Origin of the sequence: Variovorax pasteuri (genome assembly GCF_051216435.1) — a bacterium.
Classification (GTDB): Bacteria; Pseudomonadota; Gammaproteobacteria; order Burkholderiales; family Burkholderiaceae_C; genus Variovorax.
This window is the reverse complement of record NZ_JBPJZS010000006.1, coordinates 316,866-333,247: the sequence shown is the minus strand read 5'-3', so window position 1 is coordinate 333,247 and position 16,382 is coordinate 316,866. Positions and strand designations below refer to the sequence as shown.

The following is a 16,382-nucleotide window of genomic DNA, read 5'->3' as shown; positions in this document are numbered from 1 at the left end:
GGGGCCCTTGTTCGATGTTCACTTGCGCTCGGTGAGCGCCACGCGCACGGCCAATGCGGCGAGCACGCTGCCCATCACATAGCGCTGCGCGCGCAGCCAGCCCGCGCTTTGCGACAGCACCGCCGTGATGCTCGCGGCGCCGAGGATCATTGCCGTGTTGACCGCGGCGCTGGTCGCCATCTGCGCCACGCCCAGCTGCATGCTCTGCAAGAGCACCGAGCCGCGCTCGGGGTGGATGAACTGCGGAAAGAACGACAGGTAGAACATCGCCACCTTCGGGTTCAGCAGGTTCGTGAGAAAGCCCATGCGAAACAGCCTGGCCGGCGGGTCGGCCGGCAGCACGCGCGCCTCGAAGGGCGCATTGCCGCCGGGCTTCACCGCCTGCCATGCGAGCCACAGCAGGTAGGCCGCGCCGGCCAGGCGGATCGCGTCGAAGGCCAGCGGCACCGCCAGCAACAGCGCGGTGAGCCCGAGCGCGGCGGCGAACAGGTGCACCAGGAACGCCGTCAGCACGCCGCCCAGCGAGATGAGCCCGGCGCGGCGGCCCTGGATCAGCGTGCGCGAGACGCAATAGATCATGTTCGGCCCCGGCGTGAGCGCCAGCAGCAGCGAGGCCAGGGCGAACCAGGCGATTTCGGTGAGGCTCAGCATGGTCAGAGTCCTTTGGATTCGAGCGTGACGGGGCCGCGTGGCGTGTCGAGCACGGCAATGAGGTTCGGCGGGCCGGCATCCACCGGCATGGCTGCCATGCCCACGGCCGACAGGGCGGCCGCCAGCGCCGGCGCGCGCGGATGCACGGCGCGCAGCGCACGCATTGCCAGGCCGGACTTCGGCATGGCGTCGGTCGGATGCACCGGCCCCCACTGAATGAGCGTGGGCAGCGCCCCGTAGAACAGCCGCTGGCCGTCGTCGCGCACCGTGATCTGCCATTCGAGCCGGCCGGCCGGCGTGTCGCGCGAGGCCTCGAGCAGCGTGCCGCGGTCGATGTGCGCATGCTCCTCGTGCGCCAGTGCGCGCGCGGCGGCCTGCGCGTCGGGCACCCGGGCCACGAAGTGAATCAGCCGGGGTCCGCGCTGCGCGAGCCCGGCCTGCAGCGCGGCGTCGTCCAGGTCGAACCAGCGGTGCGTCTTGGGGCGCGAGGGCTGCTTGCCCGGCTCGATGGCGATGATTTCGAGGTAGGCCGCCGGAAAGTCGTCGCTCGCGATGTTCAGCAGGCGGTTGTGCGTGCCCATCAGCGGGTGCGTGCCGCCCGGCCCGGGCGCGACGCCGAGCGTGGCTTCGCACCAGGCCACGCCCTCGTCGAGCGAGGCGGCGGCAATCACGAGGTGGTCGAGTTGCGCGTGCATGGCGTGGTGGTCTCCTTTTGGCGGGGCTACAGCGTGACGTGGCCGTCGACGCAGGTCACGGCGTCGCCGCCGACCCAGATCTTTCCGGCGGCGTCGCGCTCGATGTACACGCGGCCCGCGCGGCCCAGGCACTGGCCCTGCGCGGCCAGGTAGCGCTCGGGCATGTGGCCGTCGGCGATCAGCCATTCGGCCAGGCTCGCGTTGAGGCTGCCGGTCACGGGGTCTTCCTGCACGCCGACGGGTTCGGCGAAGGCGCGCACTTCCAGGTCGATCTTCGCGCCGTCGTCGTTCGGCGTGGCGGGCCGGTTGCCGAAGGCGCGCGCCTCGCGGTTCGAACGGCCGATGAGCAGCGCGGTGTCGTGCGCCGCGGGCACGCCCGCCACGCCGGCCTTCACGCCCAGCTCCTTGAGCGCACGGTGGTCGGGCTGCAGCGCCAGCACGGCGTCGGCGTCGTTGACCAACAGGCCGAACCAGACCGGGCCGTTGTCGAGCACCTGCGCAGCGACGATCTGCTGCGCCTTCAGGCCCAGCGCGCCCGCCACCTTGGCCAGCAGCGCGGGGCTCGGTGCGCTGCGCTTGAGCGGCGGCGCGGCGAAGGCCAGGCGAGCGCCGTCGCGCCGCAGCGGCACCAGCCCGGCGCCGCACTGCTGCACCACCTGGCCGGCCGCCTTGGGCTTGCCGCCGGCCTGCAGCCACGCATGGCAGCTGCCGATGGTCGGGTGGCCGGCAAAGGGCAGCTCGCCGCCGGGCGTGAAGATGCGCACGCGGTAGTCGGCGGCGGGGTCGGTCGGCGGCAGCAGGAAGGTGGTCTCGGACAGGTTGGTCCACTGCGCGAAGCGCTGCATGGCCTCGTCGCCGAGGTCCTGGCCGTCGATCACCACGGCGAGCGGGTTGCCGTAGTACGCGGTGGCGGTGAAGACGTCGACTTGCTTGAAGGGGCGGGATTTCATCGGATTCATTCGAGAGGCAGGTCGAGCACGCCGCGCGCGCCCGGACGGGAAAGCAGGTCGGCGTACCAGCGCTCGACGTTCGGCCAGGCCGGCCGGCGGTATTCGGCGGCCGGCAGGCCGAACCAGCGGTGCGCCTCGCAGCCGAGCGGAAAGTCGGCCATGGTGAAGCTGTCGCCGCCCATGTAGGCGTGCTTGCCGAGGTGCGCGTCGAGCATCGCGAACAGCGCCTCGCTCTCGCGCACCGACGCATCGATGAGCGCGTTCTGGCGCTCCGAAGGCGGCGTGCGCACCCACTGGATGAAGGCGTCGCGGCTCGCGCGGTTGAGCGTGGTCTGCTGCCAGTCCATCCAGCGCTCGGCGGCGAAGCGCGCGGGCAGCTCGCTCGGGTAGAAGCTGCCGTGCGAGTGCCTGGCGCAGAGGTAGCGCACGATCACGTTCGACTCCCACAGCGTCACGCGCTCGGCGCCTTCGCCGTCGTCGATGGTGGGCACCATGGCGTTCGGATTGAGCGCCAGGTATTCGGGCGTCTGCAGCACGCCGAACCTGCCGCCGGCCTCGGTGCGCTGGAAGTCGAGCCCGAGCTCCTGCGCGCACCACACCACCTTGCGGACATTGATCGAGCTGATGCGGCCCCAGATATTGAGCATGGTCGTGGTTCTTTCGTTGATTCTTCGGTTCACGCCGCCATGAGCCGCGCGGTGCCCGACACGCGGACCGAGCTGCCCGTGGCGGGCGCGATGTCGGCATGCAGCTTCGACAGCATGCCCATGTCCTCGCCCTGCACCACGTCGATGGCGCCGCCGTGCGGCCAGCCGATGTCGCGCAGGTAGCCTGCCAGCGCGGCGGTGGCCGCGCCGGTCGCGGGGTCTTCGTGGACGCCGCCGGAGGCGAAGGGGTTGCGGGTGTGGAACCGCTGCGCCGTCTCGGCGTGGAGCAGCAGCACGGTCGTGAGGCCGGCGCCGTTCATCAGCGCGCGCCCGGCTTCCAGTTCGTAGTGCATGGCCGACAGCAGGGCCCGGCTGTTCAAGGCCAGCACCAGGTGATCGGCACCCGCGTGCGCGACGGCCGGCGCAATGCGAGGGTCCAGGTCGCCGGCCGCGTAGCCGAACAGGGCCAGCGCGTCGGACACCAGCGCGGGCGCCGCAGCCGCGCTGCGCGTGGGTGGCGACTGCAATGCCGCGGCCACGAGCTTGCCGTTGCGCCGGCCTTCGACGGTGATCCGCGCATGGTTGAGTGCCAGCGCGAACACGCCGTCGCCGTGCTGCAGCGCGAGCGCGGCGCCCAATGCGATCGTCGCGTGGCCGCAGAACGGCACCTCGGACTGCGGCGAGAAGTAGCGCACGCGCCAGCCGTCGGCGGTGCGGGCCGCGAACGCGGTCTCCGAGAAGCCGACTTCCGCGGCGACGGCCTGCATCCGTGCCGCGTCGGGCAATGCGTCGCCGATGACGACGCCGGCGGGGTTGCCGCCCGTCTCGCCGTCGGAGAAGGCTGCGATCTTCAGGACATTCATGAGGGTGTCTTTCTCAGCGCGGCGCGGGCCGGTCGAGGAACAGCAGCCGCACGGCCAGGCCCAGCATCACGGCGGCCAGCAGGCTGCTCTGCAACCGCGCCGCGCCGGGACGGCGCTGCAGCCAGCGGCCGACCTGGCCGCTGCATGCGCCCAGCAAGGTGTTGAAGGCCAGCGCGGCCAGCGACAGCACCACGCCCAGCTGCACCAGCTGCAGCGGCACGCTGCCGTGCGCGGGGTCGACGAACTGCGGCAGGAAGACCATGAAGAACAGCAGCGCCTTCGGGTTGACCAGGTTGTTCAGCAGCGCCATGCGCACGATGCGGCCAAACCCTGCCGGCTGCGCCTGCGCGCCCATGCGCAGACCGCCACCGCTTCGCAGGGCCTGTACCGCCAGCCACACCAGGTACAGCGCGCCCGCATAGCGCAGCACGTCGAACGAGGGCGGCCACGCGGCCACCAGCGCGGTCACGCCCGTGGCCGCGAACAGCGTGTGCACCAGGTCGGCCGCCGAGATGCCCAGCGCCGCCGCAAAGCCGCCGCGCGGGCCATGGGCCACGCCGTGCGAGAGCACGAAGGCCATGTTCGGGCCCGGCGACAAGAATAGCGCCAGCACGGCGAGCAGGAAGAGCGAGAGCGTGGCGAGGCCGATCAAGGAAGGCTCCTGGTGGGAGGGGGTAGGGTGGGCGGCTGCCTCAGATCTGCGCGGCCGCCAGCGTCTTGTCGCCGAGCAGCACCAGCTCTTCGCGCAGCGTTTGCGCCAGCGCGGCGATGGCGATGTCGATCTGCTCGACGCTGGCCGTCACGAACGACAGGCGCAGCGTGCGCGGATCGCCTTCGCCCGCGTAGAACGGCGCGCCCGGCACGAAGGCCACGTTGCGTTCCACCGCCTTGGGCAGCAGCGTGACGGTGTCGATGCCCTCGGGCAGGCGCGCCCACAGGAACATGCCGCCCTTGGGGGCGTTGAACTTCACGTCCAGGCCGGCCATCTCGCGCTTGAGCGCGGCGATCATCGCGTCGCGCTGGCTCTTGTACAGCGCGCGGATGGTGGGCACGTGGCGGTCCAGAAAGCCGTCCTTCATCACCGAGGACACCATGCGCTGCGTGAAGATCGGCGTGTGCAGGTCGACGGCCTGCTTGGCCTGCAGCAGCTTCGGGTAGATGGACTTGGGCGCCACCAGGAAGCCCAGGCGCAGGCCGGGTGCCAGCACCTTGGAGAACGAGCCCAGGTAGATCACGCCTTCGGGGTTGCGCGCGGCCAGCGGCAGCGGCGGGGCTTCGTCGAACCAGAGTTCGCCGTAGGGGTTGTCCTCGACGATCGGCAAATCGGCTGCAGCGGCGGCTGCCGACACGGCGGCGCGGCGCTCCTCGGTCATGGTGCGGCCGGTGGGGTTCTGGAAGTTGGGCAGCAGGTAGACGAAGCGCGCGTCGCGGGCCTTGGCGACCAGGTCTTCGACGATCACGCCGTCGTCGTCGCTGGCCACGCCCACGGGGTTCGGCTCCATCGGGCCGAAGGCCTGCAGCGCGCCCAGGTAGGTGGGCGTCTCGACCAGAACCTTGCTGCCCGGATCGATCAGCACCTTGGCCACGAGGTCGAGGCCCTGCTGCGAGCCGGTGGTGATGAGCACCTGCGAGGCATCGACGTCCCACGGCAGCATGTCGGCCACGGCCTGGCGCAGCGGCGCGTAGCCTTCGCTGGCGGCGTACTGCAGGGCAGCCTGGCCGTCGGTGTGCAGCACTTCGGCGCAGGCGTCGGCAAAGGCCTGGATGGGGAAGGTCTTGGGCGAGGGCAGGCCGCCGGCCAGGCTGATGATGCCGGGGCGCTCGGTGACCTTCAGGATTTCACGCAGCACCGAGGGATTCATCTTGGCGGCACGTGCGGCGAGTTTCCAGTTCATGGGGTTCTTTCAGGCGGTGAGGTGAGATTCGAATGAGAGGGTACAGGCGGATCAGCGTCCGTGCGGGCCGGCCTCGCCGGCGGCGGCTGGCGCTATTTTCGGCGCGGCGGCCTTCATGGGGTTGGCCGCGTTCGCCGGCTGCGACAGCCGCTTGCCGACCACCACCGTGGCCACCACGGCGACGGCGAAGCCCAGCGTCACCAGGTCCAGCGGCTCGCCCAGGATCGGGATCGACGCGAGGATCGACAGAAAGGGCTGCAGCAGCTGCGTCTGGCTCACGCGCAGCGCGCCGCCCAGGGCCAGGCCGCGGTACCAGGCGAAGAAGCCGATCCACATCGAGAACATGCCCACGTACACGAAGCCCAGCCACGACGCCGTGGCGATGGGTTGCGTCGGCCACAGCGCCAGCGTGGCCGGCAGCGTGAAGGGCAGCGCCATCACGCAGACCCAGCAGATCACGCGCTCGGCGCCCAGCGAGGGCGTGACCTGCGCGCCATAGATGTAGCCGAACGATGCGGCGATGACGGCGCCCACCAGCAGCAGGTCGGCCCACTCGAAGCCGAAGCCGTGCCCCGTCTGGCTCGCGCGCAGCACCGAGAACACCACCACCAGCAGGCTGCCCGCGACGGCGCACAGCCAGAAGCCGAGCCGCGCGCGCTGGTGCAGCACCCAGGCCGCGACCGCGGCCGTGACCAGCGGCAGCAGCGCCGTCACCACCGCCGCATGGCTGGCCGTGACCACGCGCAGCGCATAGGCCAGCAGGAGCGGAAAGCCGATGCAGTTGCCCAGCACCGCGATGCCCAGCGACTTCCACTGGTGCGGGGCCGGACGCCGCGAGCGCGTGACCAGCAGGAACACGGCCGACAGCAAGCCCGCCAGCGCCGCGCGACCGAGCGTGACGAACCACGGCGACAGCTGCGGTGCGTCCTGCGTGCCGGTGGCCAGGCGCGTCATCGGCAGCGTGACGGCGAACATGGCCACACCGACCACGCCGAGCCACATGCCCAGCGTCTCGTCCCTGATGTCGAGCTTCATACGCGCACCATCCACCACGCCGTGAGCACCAGCACCAGCCCCATCGCGCGGTTGAACCACAGCAGCCGCGCGCCCCTGGCCAGCCAGTCGCGCAGCAGCGCGCCGACCAGCGCATAGGTGAAGTTGCTGGTGAAGGCGAAGAAGAGCATCACCGGCGCCACGATGGCGAAGCGGCCCAGCGCGTCGGGCTGGCCGGCGATCCAGCCCGCCACCAGCGTGAGCGCCAGCAGCCAGGCCTTGATGTTCACGAACTGCAGCATCACACCCTGGCCGAAACCCACCGACAGGCTGGCGCCATCGGCCTTGCCGAGCGTGGCGCTGCCGCTGAGCTTGTAGGCCAGCCACAGCAGGTAGCCGATGCCCAGCACCTTGATGGCCACGCGCAACGGGGGCACCGCCACCACCAGCGCGCCGATGCCCGCGGCGCACAGCGCCAGCAGCAGGGTCCAGCCGACCGGCACCGCCACGATGAAGCGCATGGCGCGCGGCAGGCCGCCGTTGGCGGCCAGGGCGGTGGACAGCGTGGTGTTGGGTCCGGGCGAGAAACTCATCGCCGTGGCCAGCACCAGCAGCGCGGTGAATTCTTGCCAGTTCATGGCACACACTCTAAACTTCAGACCATTACAGTGCCAATACAGATGATCGAACAATCCCGGAATCTGTATTGGTCAATCCTTCGACACAGCGCCCCTTCAAGAGAGACGGCGCTCCTGCCGCGAGTGAACCACGCATGCTGACACGCACCTCCACCCAGTCGCTGACCAGCCAGCTCGCCGACCGCCTGGCCGAGCGCATCCGCACCCGGCTGCTGCCGCCCGGCGCCCGCCTGCCCTCGGTGCGCGAATGCGCGCGGCAGCAGGGCGTGAGCCCGTACACGGTGGTGGCGGCCTACGACCAGTTGCTGGCGCAGGGGCTGGTCGAGGCCCGCCGGCAACGCGGCTTCTATGTGCGGGACTCGGCACCCGTACAGGACGGCCGCCCGGGCAACGGCCCGGACGCCGGCACCGTGAACGGCATGCCCGCCGCGATGGCCGTGCAGATGATGGCCTCGCGCGTGCCGGCCGACGCCAGCTCGCTGATCCGCAGCATGTTCCACCGTCCGAGCGACAAGCCGCAGCCGGGCATGGGCGTGTTCCCGCCGGACTGGATGGCGTCGACCTTCATGCCCACCGCCGTGCGGCGCATGACCAGCACGGCCGTGCTGCAGGAGCTGTCGCTGCAGTACGGAGAGCCTGCGGGCGACATGGCGCTGCGGCGCAGCCTGTCGCAGAAGCTGGTGGGCATCAACGTGCCGGCCTCGCCCGAGCAGATCGTGACCACCATCGGTGCCACGCATGCGCTGGACATCGTGAGCCGCACGCTGCTGCGCGCGGGCGACCCGGTGATGGTGGAGGAGCCGGGCTGGGCGCTGGAGTTCGCGCGGCTGGAGGCGCTGGGCATGCGCATCCTGCCGGTGCCGCGGCGCGCCGACGGGCCCGACCTGGAGGTGATGGCGCAGTACTGCAGGCTGCACAGTCCCAAGCTCTTCGTCAGCGTGAGCGTGCTGCACAACCCCACGGGCTACAGCCTCACGCCCGGCAGCGCGCACCGCGTGCTGCAACTGGCCAACGAGCACGACTTCCACATCGTCGAGGACGACACCTACAGCCACCTCGCGCCCGAGCACGCCACGCGCCTGAGCGCGCTCGACGGGCTGCAGCGCACCATCTACGTGAGCGGCTTCGCGAAGATCCTGGCGCCCAACTGGCGCATCGGCTTCCTGGCCGCGGCGCCCGCGCTGAAGGAGCGGCTGCTGGAGACCAAGCTGCTGGCCACGCTGACCTCGCCCACGCTGTTCGAGCGGGCGCTGTCGTGGTGCATCGACCAGGGGCAACTGCGGCGCCACGCCGAGCGCATGCGCGTCCGGCTGGACGGTGCGCGCAGCCGGTCGGTGAAGCTCGCGATGTCGCACGGCTGCACCTTCGCGTCGGAGCCGGCGGGGCTGTTCGGCTGGGTCGATACCGGGGTGGACACAGATGCGCTCACGCAACGCATGCTCGACCAGGGCTATCTGCTGGCGCCGGGGTCGCTGTTCCATGCGCGCCGGCCGCCGAGCACCATGATGCGGATCAACTTCGCGACCTCGCAGGACGCGACGTTCTGGAAGGTGTTCAGCAAGGTGCGCGGCGAACTCTGACGGGCGCGAAAAGCCCGGGGCCTTGGAGTAAGCTGGCAACACAAGAAAACCCAGCCTGGAGACCCCCCAATGAGCAACGCCAACAAGCCCTTCGACTTCAGCCAGTTCGTCCCCGGCTTCGACTTCCTGAAGAACCTTGCCGGGGGGGCGGCCGCAGGGGCCGGCGCCGGCGCGGTGCCCGGCATTCCGAGCCTGGCGAGCTGGGTGGCGCCCACGCTGAGCGTGGAAGAGGTCGACAAGCGCATCCAGGAACTCAAGACCGTGCAGTACTGGCTCGAGCAGAACGGCCATGCGCTCAAGGCCACGATCCAGGCGCTCGAGGTGCAGAAGATGACCCTGTCGACGCTGCGCGGCATGAACGTGCGCATGGAAGACATCGCCAGCGCCTTCACCAAGCAGGCCGCCGCGATGGCGCCGGCGGCTGCAGCCGGTGCCGCTGGTGCAACCGCCTCGGCACCCGAGCCCGAAGAGGCGGAAGAAGCTGAAGCCGAATCACCCGGGGAAGAAGCCTCGGCACCGGCGAAGTCGCGCGCCAGGCCAAAGGCCGGCAATGCCGGCGTGGTCGACCCCATGCAGTGGTGGGGCGCGCTCACCGAGCAGTTCCAGCAGATCGCCAGCACGGCGCTGCAGGACGCGGCGCAGCTCAAGGTGCCGGCCATGGCCCAGCCGCTGGCCGATGCCGTCAAGGCGATGGGCGCGCCGGCCGCGCGCAAGCCCGCCGCCGCAAAGAAGGCGGCCGCAAGCAAGGCCCCGGCCGCCAAAAAGAAGCCCGCCACCGCCGCCCGCAAGCGAACCTCCGCGCGGCGCTGACGTCATACACGGATATTTTTTGAAGAGAACGGGTCGGCACGCATCATGAAGTTGTTTCCCTCCGGTCATGCCACCCATCCGCAGTGGCGCATGGCAGCCGGCCTCGTGCTGGCGCAGTTGCGCGCACAGATGGCCCTTCCCGACTACGCGTCGGCGCCCACCCTGGGGCTGCTCTACATCACCGACCACTACGCCACCGACGCGCAGGACATCCTCGACCACCTGAGCGCCGAGCTGCCCGAGGTGACCGACTGGTCGGGCACGGTCGGCATCGGCGTGTCGGCCAACAACGCCGAGTACTTCGACGAACCCGGCATCAGCCTGATGCTGTGCGCGCTGCCGAGCGACCAGTACCGCGTGTTCTCGGGCGTGGCGCCGCTGGGCAACTCCGAGATGAGCGGCTTCGAGGCGCACACGGCGCTGGTGCATGCCGACCCCGCCACGCCCGACCTGACCGAACTCATCGGCGAGATGGCCGGGCGCACCGACACCGGCTACCTGTTCGGCGGGCTGTCGTCGGGCCGCCACGGCTCGCTGCAGTTCGCCATCGGCGGCAACGGCAACATCCGCGGGCACGGCGCGGCGGGCGGCGTGTTTTCGGGCGGGATGTCGGGCGTGGTGTTCGGCGAGGGCGTGCGGGTGGTGTCGCGCGTCACGCAGGGCTGCCAGCCGCTGCGCTCGGGCGCGGTGCGCGAGCGCGAGATCACCGAGGCCGACGGCAACCTGCTGCTCAGGCTCGACGGCGAACCCGCGCTCGACGTGCTGCTGGCCGACCTGCAGGTGTCGCTCGAGCGTCCGCAGGAGGCCATCGACGCGGTGCGCAACACGCTGGTGGGGCTGGCCGACGCGGGCAGCGACGGCATCCGCCGCACCGGCGACCTGGGCGCCGACGTGCTGGTGCGCCACATCATCGGCCTGGACCCCACGCGGCGCGGCATCGCCATTGCCGACACGGCCGAGGCCGGCATGCGCCTGACCTTCTGCCGCCGCAACGCGCAGGCCGCGCGGGCCGACCTGATGCGCATCTGCGCCGAAATCCGCGAAGAGCTGGAACCTGAAGAGCAGACGCTGGCCACCGCGCGCGCCGTGGCCGCAGGCGAGGCCGAGGCCGCGCCCCACCCGGCGCGGCGCATTGCCGGGGCGGTGTATGTGAGCTGCTCCGGACGCGGCGGGCCGCACTTCGGCGCGCCGGGCGCGGAGCTGCAGATCGTGCGCCATGCGCTGGGCGATGTGCCGCTGGTCGGGTTCTTCGCGGCGGGCGAAATTGCCCGCCACCATCTGTATGGCTACACCGGTGTGCTGACGGTGTTCACCAGCAACGACTGATTCGCCTCGACAGGCGACGTGCGAAAAAACGACGGGCGGGTTTCCGGCGGCGGCATGCCTCGCTAGAATCCGCCCGCTTTCTTGAATCTCTGCTGCTGCAAGAAAGAGCCAGCCGCGCGTCCCTGAACGCGCGGTCGATCTCTTTCGCCTTGCCACGCGACGTGGGCCGGGCTGGAAACCGACACGGTTTCCGCAATGGAACAGCAGCCATGAGGAACCCTCATTTCACTCGGCTCCAGCGCGCCTTTTCGCGCGCGGGCATTGCCGTCGATTACCGCGACGGCGTCTACCGCCTGCACAACGAGACTTCGCAGGCCACGGTGCTCCTGCCGCCCAGCCTCCCGCTGGAGGAAAAGGCGGTGAAGCAATTGCTGGCCTTTGCCAGCGTGCGTTCGCCCGACGGCGAACAGGGCGTGTGCAAGGCCTGCGCGACGCCGGACTTTCATCCGGGCTCCATCGCGCCGGTCGGCAGCGTCGTCGCGACCGACGCCGACTTCGTCATTCCCGCCGCGGTGGGCACGGACATCAACTGCGGCATGCGGCTGCTGACCACCGGCCTCACGCTGGACCAGGTGGCGCCGCACAAGACGCGGCTCATAGAGCGGCTCACACGCAGTCTGCTCGACAACGGACGAGACGTGCCGGTGCACACGATGGCGTTCAAGGCGCTGTTCGACGTGGGGCCGTCGGCGTTCCTGGAAGCTGTGCAGGACGGCGGGTTGTGGTCTTCGTGCGACCGTGACCGGATGCAGGCCGAGATCGACGCCTGCATCGGCCTTGCGAGCTTCGGCGGCAGCGCGCGGCATGCGCCCGAGGCCTACACCGGCGCCCGCCACGAGGTGTTCCGCGACCCATGCCTCGGCACGCCGGGCAGCGGCAATCATTTCGTGGAACTGCAGGTGGTCGACCAAGTGATGGACCGGCACGCGGCCTACCGCGCGGGCCTGAAGGCGGGCGAGGTGGTCGTGATGATCCACAGCGGCTCGCGCGATATCGGCTTTCATGTGGGTGGCCGCTGGATGGACCGCGCCCGCAACGAATGGCCCAAGGGCCTGCGTCATCCCAAGAGCGGCCTGTACGGCCTGTCAGGGCCGTTGGCGCAGGAGTACCTGGAGGCGATGGGCGTGGCCGCGCGCTATGCGTGGGCCAACCGGGTCGTGCTGGCCGAACTGGTGCGCAAGGACTTCGCGGAACTGCTCGGTGCCACGGCGTCGAGGCTCGTGGTCGACGTGCCGCACAACGTGGTGCTGTGCGAGCACGGCATGAACATCCACCGCAAGGGCGCGACGCCGGCGCACGAGGGCGACTTGGCGCTCATTCCAGGGTCGATGGGCGACCACTCGTACCTGGCGACCGGGCTGGGCCATGAGGACTGGCTGTGGTCGTGCAGCCACGGCGCCGGGCGGCGCATCCGGCGGCAGGAAGTGCGCGCGATGCGCCCGGCGCCCGGCGACGACAACGCCAACTGGCAATGCGTGACCCTGCGCGATGAACGCAGGATCGAGGAGGCGCCGCATGCCTACAAACCCATCGGCGCCGTGATCGACGCGCAGGAGCACGCAGGGCTGATCCGCTGCGCCGTGCGGCTCAAGCCCTGGGTCACATTCAAGGCATGAGCGGGGGCGCGATGGCCGGTCAGCCCAATGCGGGTTGCGCAATGCGCAGCCCGGGCGCAGGCATGCCGGTGAACGCGAAGTCAACCTCGGGCGCCAGCCCGCTCACGATGCGCGCGATCGACTTGCCCGAGCCGCAGGCGTGCGTCCAGCCGAGCGTGCCGTGGCCGGTGTTGAGAAACAGGTTCGGCAGCTTGGTCTTGCCGATCAGCGGCACGTTGCTCGGCGTGGCGGGGCGCAGGCCGGTCCAGAACTGCGCCTGCGTGGTGTCGCCGGCGCCGGGGAACAGTTCTTCGACGCGACGCACGATGGCTTCGCAGCGCACCGGGTTCAGGTCGCGGTCGTAGCCATTGAGCTCGGCCGTGCCGGCAATGCGCAGGCGGTCCCCGGACTCCGACGTGTAGCGCGAGAACACCAGCTTGAACTCGTCGTCGGTCAGCGAGACCTGGTGGGCCTTGGACGCGTCCTTCACGGGCAGCGTCACCGAGTAGCCCTTGGCCGGGTAGATCGGCAGCCGGATGCCCAGCGGCGCGGCCAGCAGCGGGCTCAGCGAGCCCATCGCCATGACGAAGGAGTCGCCGCGGATGCGCTGGAAGCGGCCCTCGTGGTCGGTCACCTCGACGTGGTCGATCTGGCCGCCGGCTTCGCGCAGCGCGGTGACGGTGTGGCTCATGAGGAACTTCACGCCGGCCGCGGCCGCCAGCTTGGAGAGCTCGCGTGCGAAGCGGTTGGCGTCGCCCGATTCGTCTTCGGCCGTGAAGGTGGCGCCCGCCAGCTTGGGCCGGATGTGCGCGAGGGCGGGCTCGATCTTCACCGCCTCGTCGGCCGAGATGACCTGGCGCTCGCAGCCCAGGGCACGCATCTGCTCGGCGGGGGCGAGGGCGCCGTCGAACTCCTTCTGCGTTGTGTAGAAGTGCAGGATGCCCTGCGTGCGCTGGTCGTAGTCGATGCGCGTGTCGCGGCGCAACTGTTGCAAGGTGTCGCGGCTGTAGGTGCCCAGGCGCACGATCTGCTCGATGTTGTGGCGGGTGCGCGCGGGCGTGCATTCACGCAGAAACTGCAGGCCCCAGAGCCATTGGCGCATGTCGGCGCGGATGCGAAACAGCAGTGGGGCGTCTTCCTTGCCCAGCCATTGCAGCACCTTGAGCGGCGCGCCGGGGTTGGCCCAGGGTTCGGCATGGCTGACGGAAATCTGGCCGCCGTTGGCAAAGCTGGTTTCGGCGGCCGGGGTGGCCTGCCGGTCGATCACGGTCACTTCGTGGCCGAGTTGCTGGAGGTAGTAAGCCGAAGTCACGCCGAGCAGGCCGGCGCCAAGAACGATCACGCGCATTTCAAGTACCTTTTGAGGTTGGAGCGCTTGAACGACGGGCGTGGTGTGCTATTGAATCAATAGCAGGCAACCGGACGGCCGTGGTCCAAGTTGCCGCTCCCCCTGTCCTCGGTACCTGAGAGATTCACCCGATGCGCCCGCAGCGGGTTTGCTCCTTCGGTGCATCACGGCCACGCGAGGTGGGTGATGGCTCTCCAGACGGCGTTTCAGTTGGTGCAGTACAGACCCCTTGTTCGGGCCGACCTGAGCGTTTATGGGAGTTTGCGCCTTCGGTAGGGCCACCGGGTGGCCCGCTCTCCTGCAGTGGGGCGATTGTAGGCGGGGCTTGCCCGAGCGCCAACCCCGGTTTTGGTTCGTGGGGCCAATGGGATAATCATCTGTTGATTCGCCAGAGGGCGATCGTTTCACCTCAACAGGGGACTTCATGATCCTGGTAACCGGCGGCGCGGGCTTCATTGGCGCCAATTTCGTACTCGACTGGATCGCGCAGAGCGATGAACCGGTCGTGAACCTCGACAAGCTCACGTACGCGGGCAACCTCGAGACGCTCGCCTCGCTCAAGGGCAACACGAATCACATCTTCGTTCAGGGCGACATCGGCGACAGCGCGCTGCTCGACCGCCTGCTGGCCGAGCACAAGCCGCGCGCCGTGGTCAACTTTGCGGCCGAATCGCACGTGGACCGCTCCATTCACGGCCCCGAAGACTTCGTGCAGACCAACGTGCTCGGCACCTTCCGCCTGCTCGAATCCGTGCGCGGCTTCTGGAGCGCGCTGCCGGCCGACCAGAAAAGCGCCTTCCGCTTCCTGCACGTGTCGACCGACGAGGTCTACGGCTCGCTCTCCAAGACCGACCCCGCCTTCACCGAAGAGAACAAGTACGAGCCCAACAGCCCGTACTCGGCCAGCAAGGCCGCCAGCGACCACCTCGTGCGCGCCTGGCACCACACCTACGGGCTGCCGGTGGTCACCACCAATTGCTCGAACAACTACGGTCCGTTCCACTTTCCCGAGAAGCTCATTCCGCTGATGATCGTCAACGCGCTGGCCGGCAAGCCGCTGCCCGTGTACGGCGACGGCATGCAGGTGCGCGACTGGCTCTACGTGAAGGACCACTGCAGCGCCATCCGCCGCGTGCTCGAAGCGGGCAAGCTCGGCGAAACGTACAACGTGGGCGGCTGGAACGAGAAGCCCAACATCGAGATCGTCAACACCGTGTGCGCGCTGCTCGACGAACTGAGCCCCAAGGCCGGCGGCAAGCCCTACAAGGAACAGATCACCTACGTCACCGACCGCCCCGGCCACGACCGCCGCTATGCCATCGACGCGCGCAAGCTGGAGCGCGAACTCGGCTGGAAGCCCGCCGAGACCTTCGATTCCGGCATTCGCAAGACCGTCGAGTGGTACCTCGCGAACAGCGAATGGGTGCGCAACGTGCAAAGCGGGGCCTACCGCGAGTGGGTCGAAAAGCAGTACGACGCCGCACCGGCAAAGGCCGCGGCATGAAGCTGCTGCTGCTGGGCAAGGGCGGGCAGGTGGGTTGGGAACTGCAGCGCAGCCTGGCGCCGCTGGGTGAGCTGGTGGCGCTCGATTTCGACAGCACCGACTTTCATGCCGACTTCAGCCGCCCCGAGCAACTGGCAGACACGGTGCTCAAGGTGCGCCCCGACGTGATCGTCAATGCGGCGGCACACACGGCCGTCGACAAGGCCGAGAGCGAGCCCGAGTTCGCGCGCAAGCTCAACGCCACCTCGCCCGGCGTGGTGGCCGAGGCGGCGCAGCAGATCGGCGCGCTGATGGTGCATTACTCGACCGACTATGTCTTCGACGGCAGCGGCAGCGCGCCCTGGAAGGAAGACGACGCGACCGGCCCGCTGAGCGTGTACGGCCAGACCAAGCTCGAGGGCGAGCAACTGGTGGCCCAGCACTGCGCAAAGCACCTGATCTTTCGCACGAGCTGGGTGTACGCGGCGCGCGGCGGCAACTTCGCCAAGACCATGCTGCGGCTGGCGAAGGAGCGCGACAAGCTCACGGTCATCGACGACCAGTTCGGCGCGCCCACGGGTGCCGAGCTACTGGCCGACGTCACGGCGCACGCCATCCGGGCGACGCTGCAGGACCCCACGAAAGCCGGTCTCTATCACGCGATTGCCGGCGGCGAAACCACATGGCACGGCTATGCGCGCTTCGTGCTCGGCCTGGCGCAGCAGGCCGGCGTCGACCTCAAGGCCGGCCCCGATGCCGTCGAGGCCGTGCCGACCAGCGCCTTCCCGACCCCGGCGAAGCGCCCGCACAACTCGCGCCTGGACACCACCAAGCTGCAGACCACCTTTGGCCTGCGCCTGCCCCCCTGGCAGGACGGCGTTGCGCGCATGCTGCGCGAAACGCTCTGA

The 16,382-nt window shown here is 69.7% G+C and carries 16 protein-coding genes and 2 riboswitches; of the genes, 6 read left to right on the top strand and 10 right to left on the bottom strand.

Annotated elements, in window-relative coordinates; genetic code table 11:
* Positions 1–18: 18 nt before the first annotated feature.
* Genes ACSFBM_RS22785 through ACSFBM_RS22745 form a run of 9 tightly spaced genes read right to left on the bottom strand, consistent with a single transcriptional unit; the run spans position 19 to position 7,332 of the window.
* Positions 19–651: a LysE family translocator gene (locus ACSFBM_RS22785; RefSeq protein WP_435486401.1), complete on the bottom strand. Its 633-nt coding sequence runs from the start codon at positions 649–651 to the stop codon at positions 19–21.
* 2 nt (positions 652–653) lie between these two features.
* Positions 654–1,346: a VOC family protein gene (locus ACSFBM_RS22780; RefSeq protein ID WP_435486400.1), complete on the bottom strand. Its 693-nt coding sequence runs from the start codon at positions 1,344–1,346 to the stop codon at positions 654–656.
* A 26-nt stretch (positions 1,347–1,372) separates the two neighbouring features.
* On the bottom strand, positions 1,373–2,296 hold the full coding sequence (locus ACSFBM_RS22775; RefSeq protein WP_435486399.1) for a PhzF family phenazine biosynthesis protein: 924 nt from the start codon (positions 2,294–2,296) through the stop codon (positions 1,373–1,375).
* Positions 2,297–2,301: 5 nt separating this feature from the next.
* Entirely contained in the window at positions 2,302–2,943 is a 642-nt protein-coding gene (locus ACSFBM_RS22770; RefSeq protein WP_435486398.1) for a glutathione S-transferase family protein, read from the bottom strand.
* A 29-nt stretch (positions 2,944–2,972) separates the two neighbouring features.
* Positions 2,973–3,806, bottom strand: coding sequence for a PhzF family phenazine biosynthesis protein (locus tag ACSFBM_RS22765; RefSeq protein ID WP_435486397.1), 834 nt, complete (start codon positions 3,804–3,806; stop codon positions 2,973–2,975).
* A gap of 13 nt (positions 3,807–3,819) precedes the next feature.
* The gene (locus ACSFBM_RS22760) at positions 3,820–4,458 is read right to left on the bottom strand and encodes a LysE family translocator (RefSeq protein WP_435486396.1); all 639 of its coding nucleotides are present in this window, start codon (positions 4,456–4,458) and stop codon (positions 3,820–3,822) included.
* Between the two features lie 40 nt (positions 4,459–4,498).
* Positions 4,499–5,701, bottom strand: coding sequence for an aminotransferase-like domain-containing protein (locus ACSFBM_RS22755; RefSeq protein WP_435486395.1), 1,203 nt, complete (start codon positions 5,699–5,701; stop codon positions 4,499–4,501).
* A gap of 51 nt (positions 5,702–5,752) precedes the next feature.
* On the bottom strand, positions 5,753–6,736 hold the full coding sequence (locus ACSFBM_RS22750; RefSeq protein WP_435486394.1) for a DMT family transporter: 984 nt from the start codon (positions 6,734–6,736) through the stop codon (positions 5,753–5,755).
* Positions 6,733–7,332, bottom strand: a complete 600-nt coding sequence (locus tag ACSFBM_RS22745) for a LysE family translocator (protein ID WP_435486393.1) — start codon at positions 7,330–7,332, stop codon at positions 6,733–6,735. Before ACSFBM_RS22745 ends, ACSFBM_RS22750 begins: the two co-directional genes overlap by 4 nt.
* Before the next feature lie 134 nt (positions 7,333–7,466).
* Between ACSFBM_RS22745 and ACSFBM_RS22740 the strand changes: the two genes are divergently transcribed.
* The 4 genes from ACSFBM_RS22740 (at position 7,467) to ACSFBM_RS22725 (ending at position 12,664) form a co-directional block, all read left to right on the top strand.
* On the top strand, positions 7,467–8,912 hold the full coding sequence (locus ACSFBM_RS22740; protein WP_435486392.1) for an aminotransferase-like domain-containing protein: 1,446 nt from the start codon (positions 7,467–7,469) through the stop codon (positions 8,910–8,912).
* Between the two features lie 69 nt (positions 8,913–8,981).
* Positions 8,982–9,722, top strand: coding sequence for a PhaM family polyhydroxyalkanoate granule multifunctional regulatory protein (locus ACSFBM_RS22735; RefSeq protein ID WP_435486391.1), 741 nt, complete (start codon positions 8,982–8,984; stop codon positions 9,720–9,722).
* 45 nt (positions 9,723–9,767) lie between these two features.
* A complete protein-coding gene (locus tag ACSFBM_RS22730; RefSeq protein WP_435437888.1) occupies positions 9,768–11,048 on the top strand; it encodes an FIST signal transduction protein in 1,281 nt (426 codons plus the stop codon).
* A gap of 209 nt (positions 11,049–11,257) precedes the next feature.
* Entirely contained in the window at positions 11,258–12,664 is a 1,407-nt protein-coding gene (locus tag ACSFBM_RS22725; RefSeq protein ID WP_435486390.1) for an RtcB family protein, read from the top strand.
* A 19-nt stretch (positions 12,665–12,683) separates the two neighbouring features.
* On the opposite strand, the gene ACSFBM_RS22720 is transcribed toward ACSFBM_RS22725, so the two are convergent.
* Entirely contained in the window at positions 12,684–13,991 is a 1,308-nt protein-coding gene (locus tag ACSFBM_RS22720) for a D-amino acid dehydrogenase (protein WP_435486389.1), read from the bottom strand.
* A 92-nt stretch (positions 13,992–14,083) separates the two neighbouring features.
* Positions 14,084–14,199: riboswitch (glycine riboswitch) on the bottom strand.
* Between the two features lie 7 nt (positions 14,200–14,206).
* Positions 14,207–14,302, bottom strand: a riboswitch (glycine riboswitch).
* Positions 14,303–14,415: 113 nt separating this feature from the next.
* On the opposite strand from ACSFBM_RS22720, the gene rfbB reads away from it, so the two are divergent.
* On the top strand, positions 14,416–15,495 hold the full coding sequence (rfbB, locus tag ACSFBM_RS22715) for a dTDP-glucose 4,6-dehydratase (protein WP_435486388.1): 1,080 nt from the start codon (positions 14,416–14,418) through the stop codon (positions 15,493–15,495).
* A complete protein-coding gene (gene rfbD / locus ACSFBM_RS22710; RefSeq protein ID WP_435486387.1) occupies positions 15,492–16,382 on the top strand; it encodes a dTDP-4-dehydrorhamnose reductase in 891 nt (296 codons plus the stop codon). The genes rfbB and rfbD overlap by 4 nt, the downstream gene beginning before the upstream one ends.

Bases quoted from the DNA above. Each gene is read 5' to 3' on its own strand.
- ACSFBM_RS22785 (WP_435486401.1), bottom strand. From the start codon at position 651: ATGCTGAGCCTCACCGAAATCGCCTGGTTCGCCCTGGCCTCGCTGCTG.
- ACSFBM_RS22780 (WP_435486400.1), bottom strand. From the start codon at position 1,346: ATGCACGCGCAACTCGACCACCTCGTGATTGCCGCCGCCTCGCTCGAC.
- ACSFBM_RS22775 (WP_435486399.1), bottom strand. From the start codon at position 2,296: ATGAAATCCCGCCCCTTCAAGCAAGTCGACGTCTTCACCGCCACCGCG.
- ACSFBM_RS22770 (WP_435486398.1), bottom strand. From the start codon at position 2,943: ATGCTCAATATCTGGGGCCGCATCAGCTCGATCAATGTCCGCAAGGTG.
- ACSFBM_RS22765 (WP_435486397.1), bottom strand. From the start codon at position 3,806: ATGAATGTCCTGAAGATCGCAGCCTTCTCCGACGGCGAGACGGGCGGC.
- ACSFBM_RS22755 (WP_435486395.1), bottom strand. From the start codon at position 5,701: ATGAACTGGAAACTCGCCGCACGTGCCGCCAAGATGAATCCCTCGGTG.
- ACSFBM_RS22750 (WP_435486394.1), bottom strand. From the start codon at position 6,736: ATGAAGCTCGACATCAGGGACGAGACGCTGGGCATGTGGCTCGGCGTG.
- ACSFBM_RS22745 (WP_435486393.1), bottom strand. From the start codon at position 7,332: ATGAACTGGCAAGAATTCACCGCGCTGCTGGTGCTGGCCACGGCGATG.
- ACSFBM_RS22740 (WP_435486392.1), top strand. From the start codon at position 7,467: ATGCTGACACGCACCTCCACCCAGTCGCTGACCAGCCAGCTCGCCGAC.
- ACSFBM_RS22735 (WP_435486391.1), top strand. From the start codon at position 8,982: ATGAGCAACGCCAACAAGCCCTTCGACTTCAGCCAGTTCGTCCCCGGC.
- ACSFBM_RS22730 (WP_435437888.1), top strand. From the start codon at position 9,768: ATGAAGTTGTTTCCCTCCGGTCATGCCACCCATCCGCAGTGGCGCATG.
- ACSFBM_RS22725 (WP_435486390.1), top strand. From the start codon at position 11,258: ATGAGGAACCCTCATTTCACTCGGCTCCAGCGCGCCTTTTCGCGCGCG.
- ACSFBM_RS22720 (WP_435486389.1), bottom strand. From the start codon at position 13,991: ATGCGCGTGATCGTTCTTGGCGCCGGCCTGCTCGGCGTGACTTCGGCT.
- rfbB (WP_435486388.1), top strand. From the start codon at position 14,416: ATGATCCTGGTAACCGGCGGCGCGGGCTTCATTGGCGCCAATTTCGTA.
- rfbD (WP_435486387.1), top strand. From the start codon at position 15,492: ATGAAGCTGCTGCTGCTGGGCAAGGGCGGGCAGGTGGGTTGGGAACTG.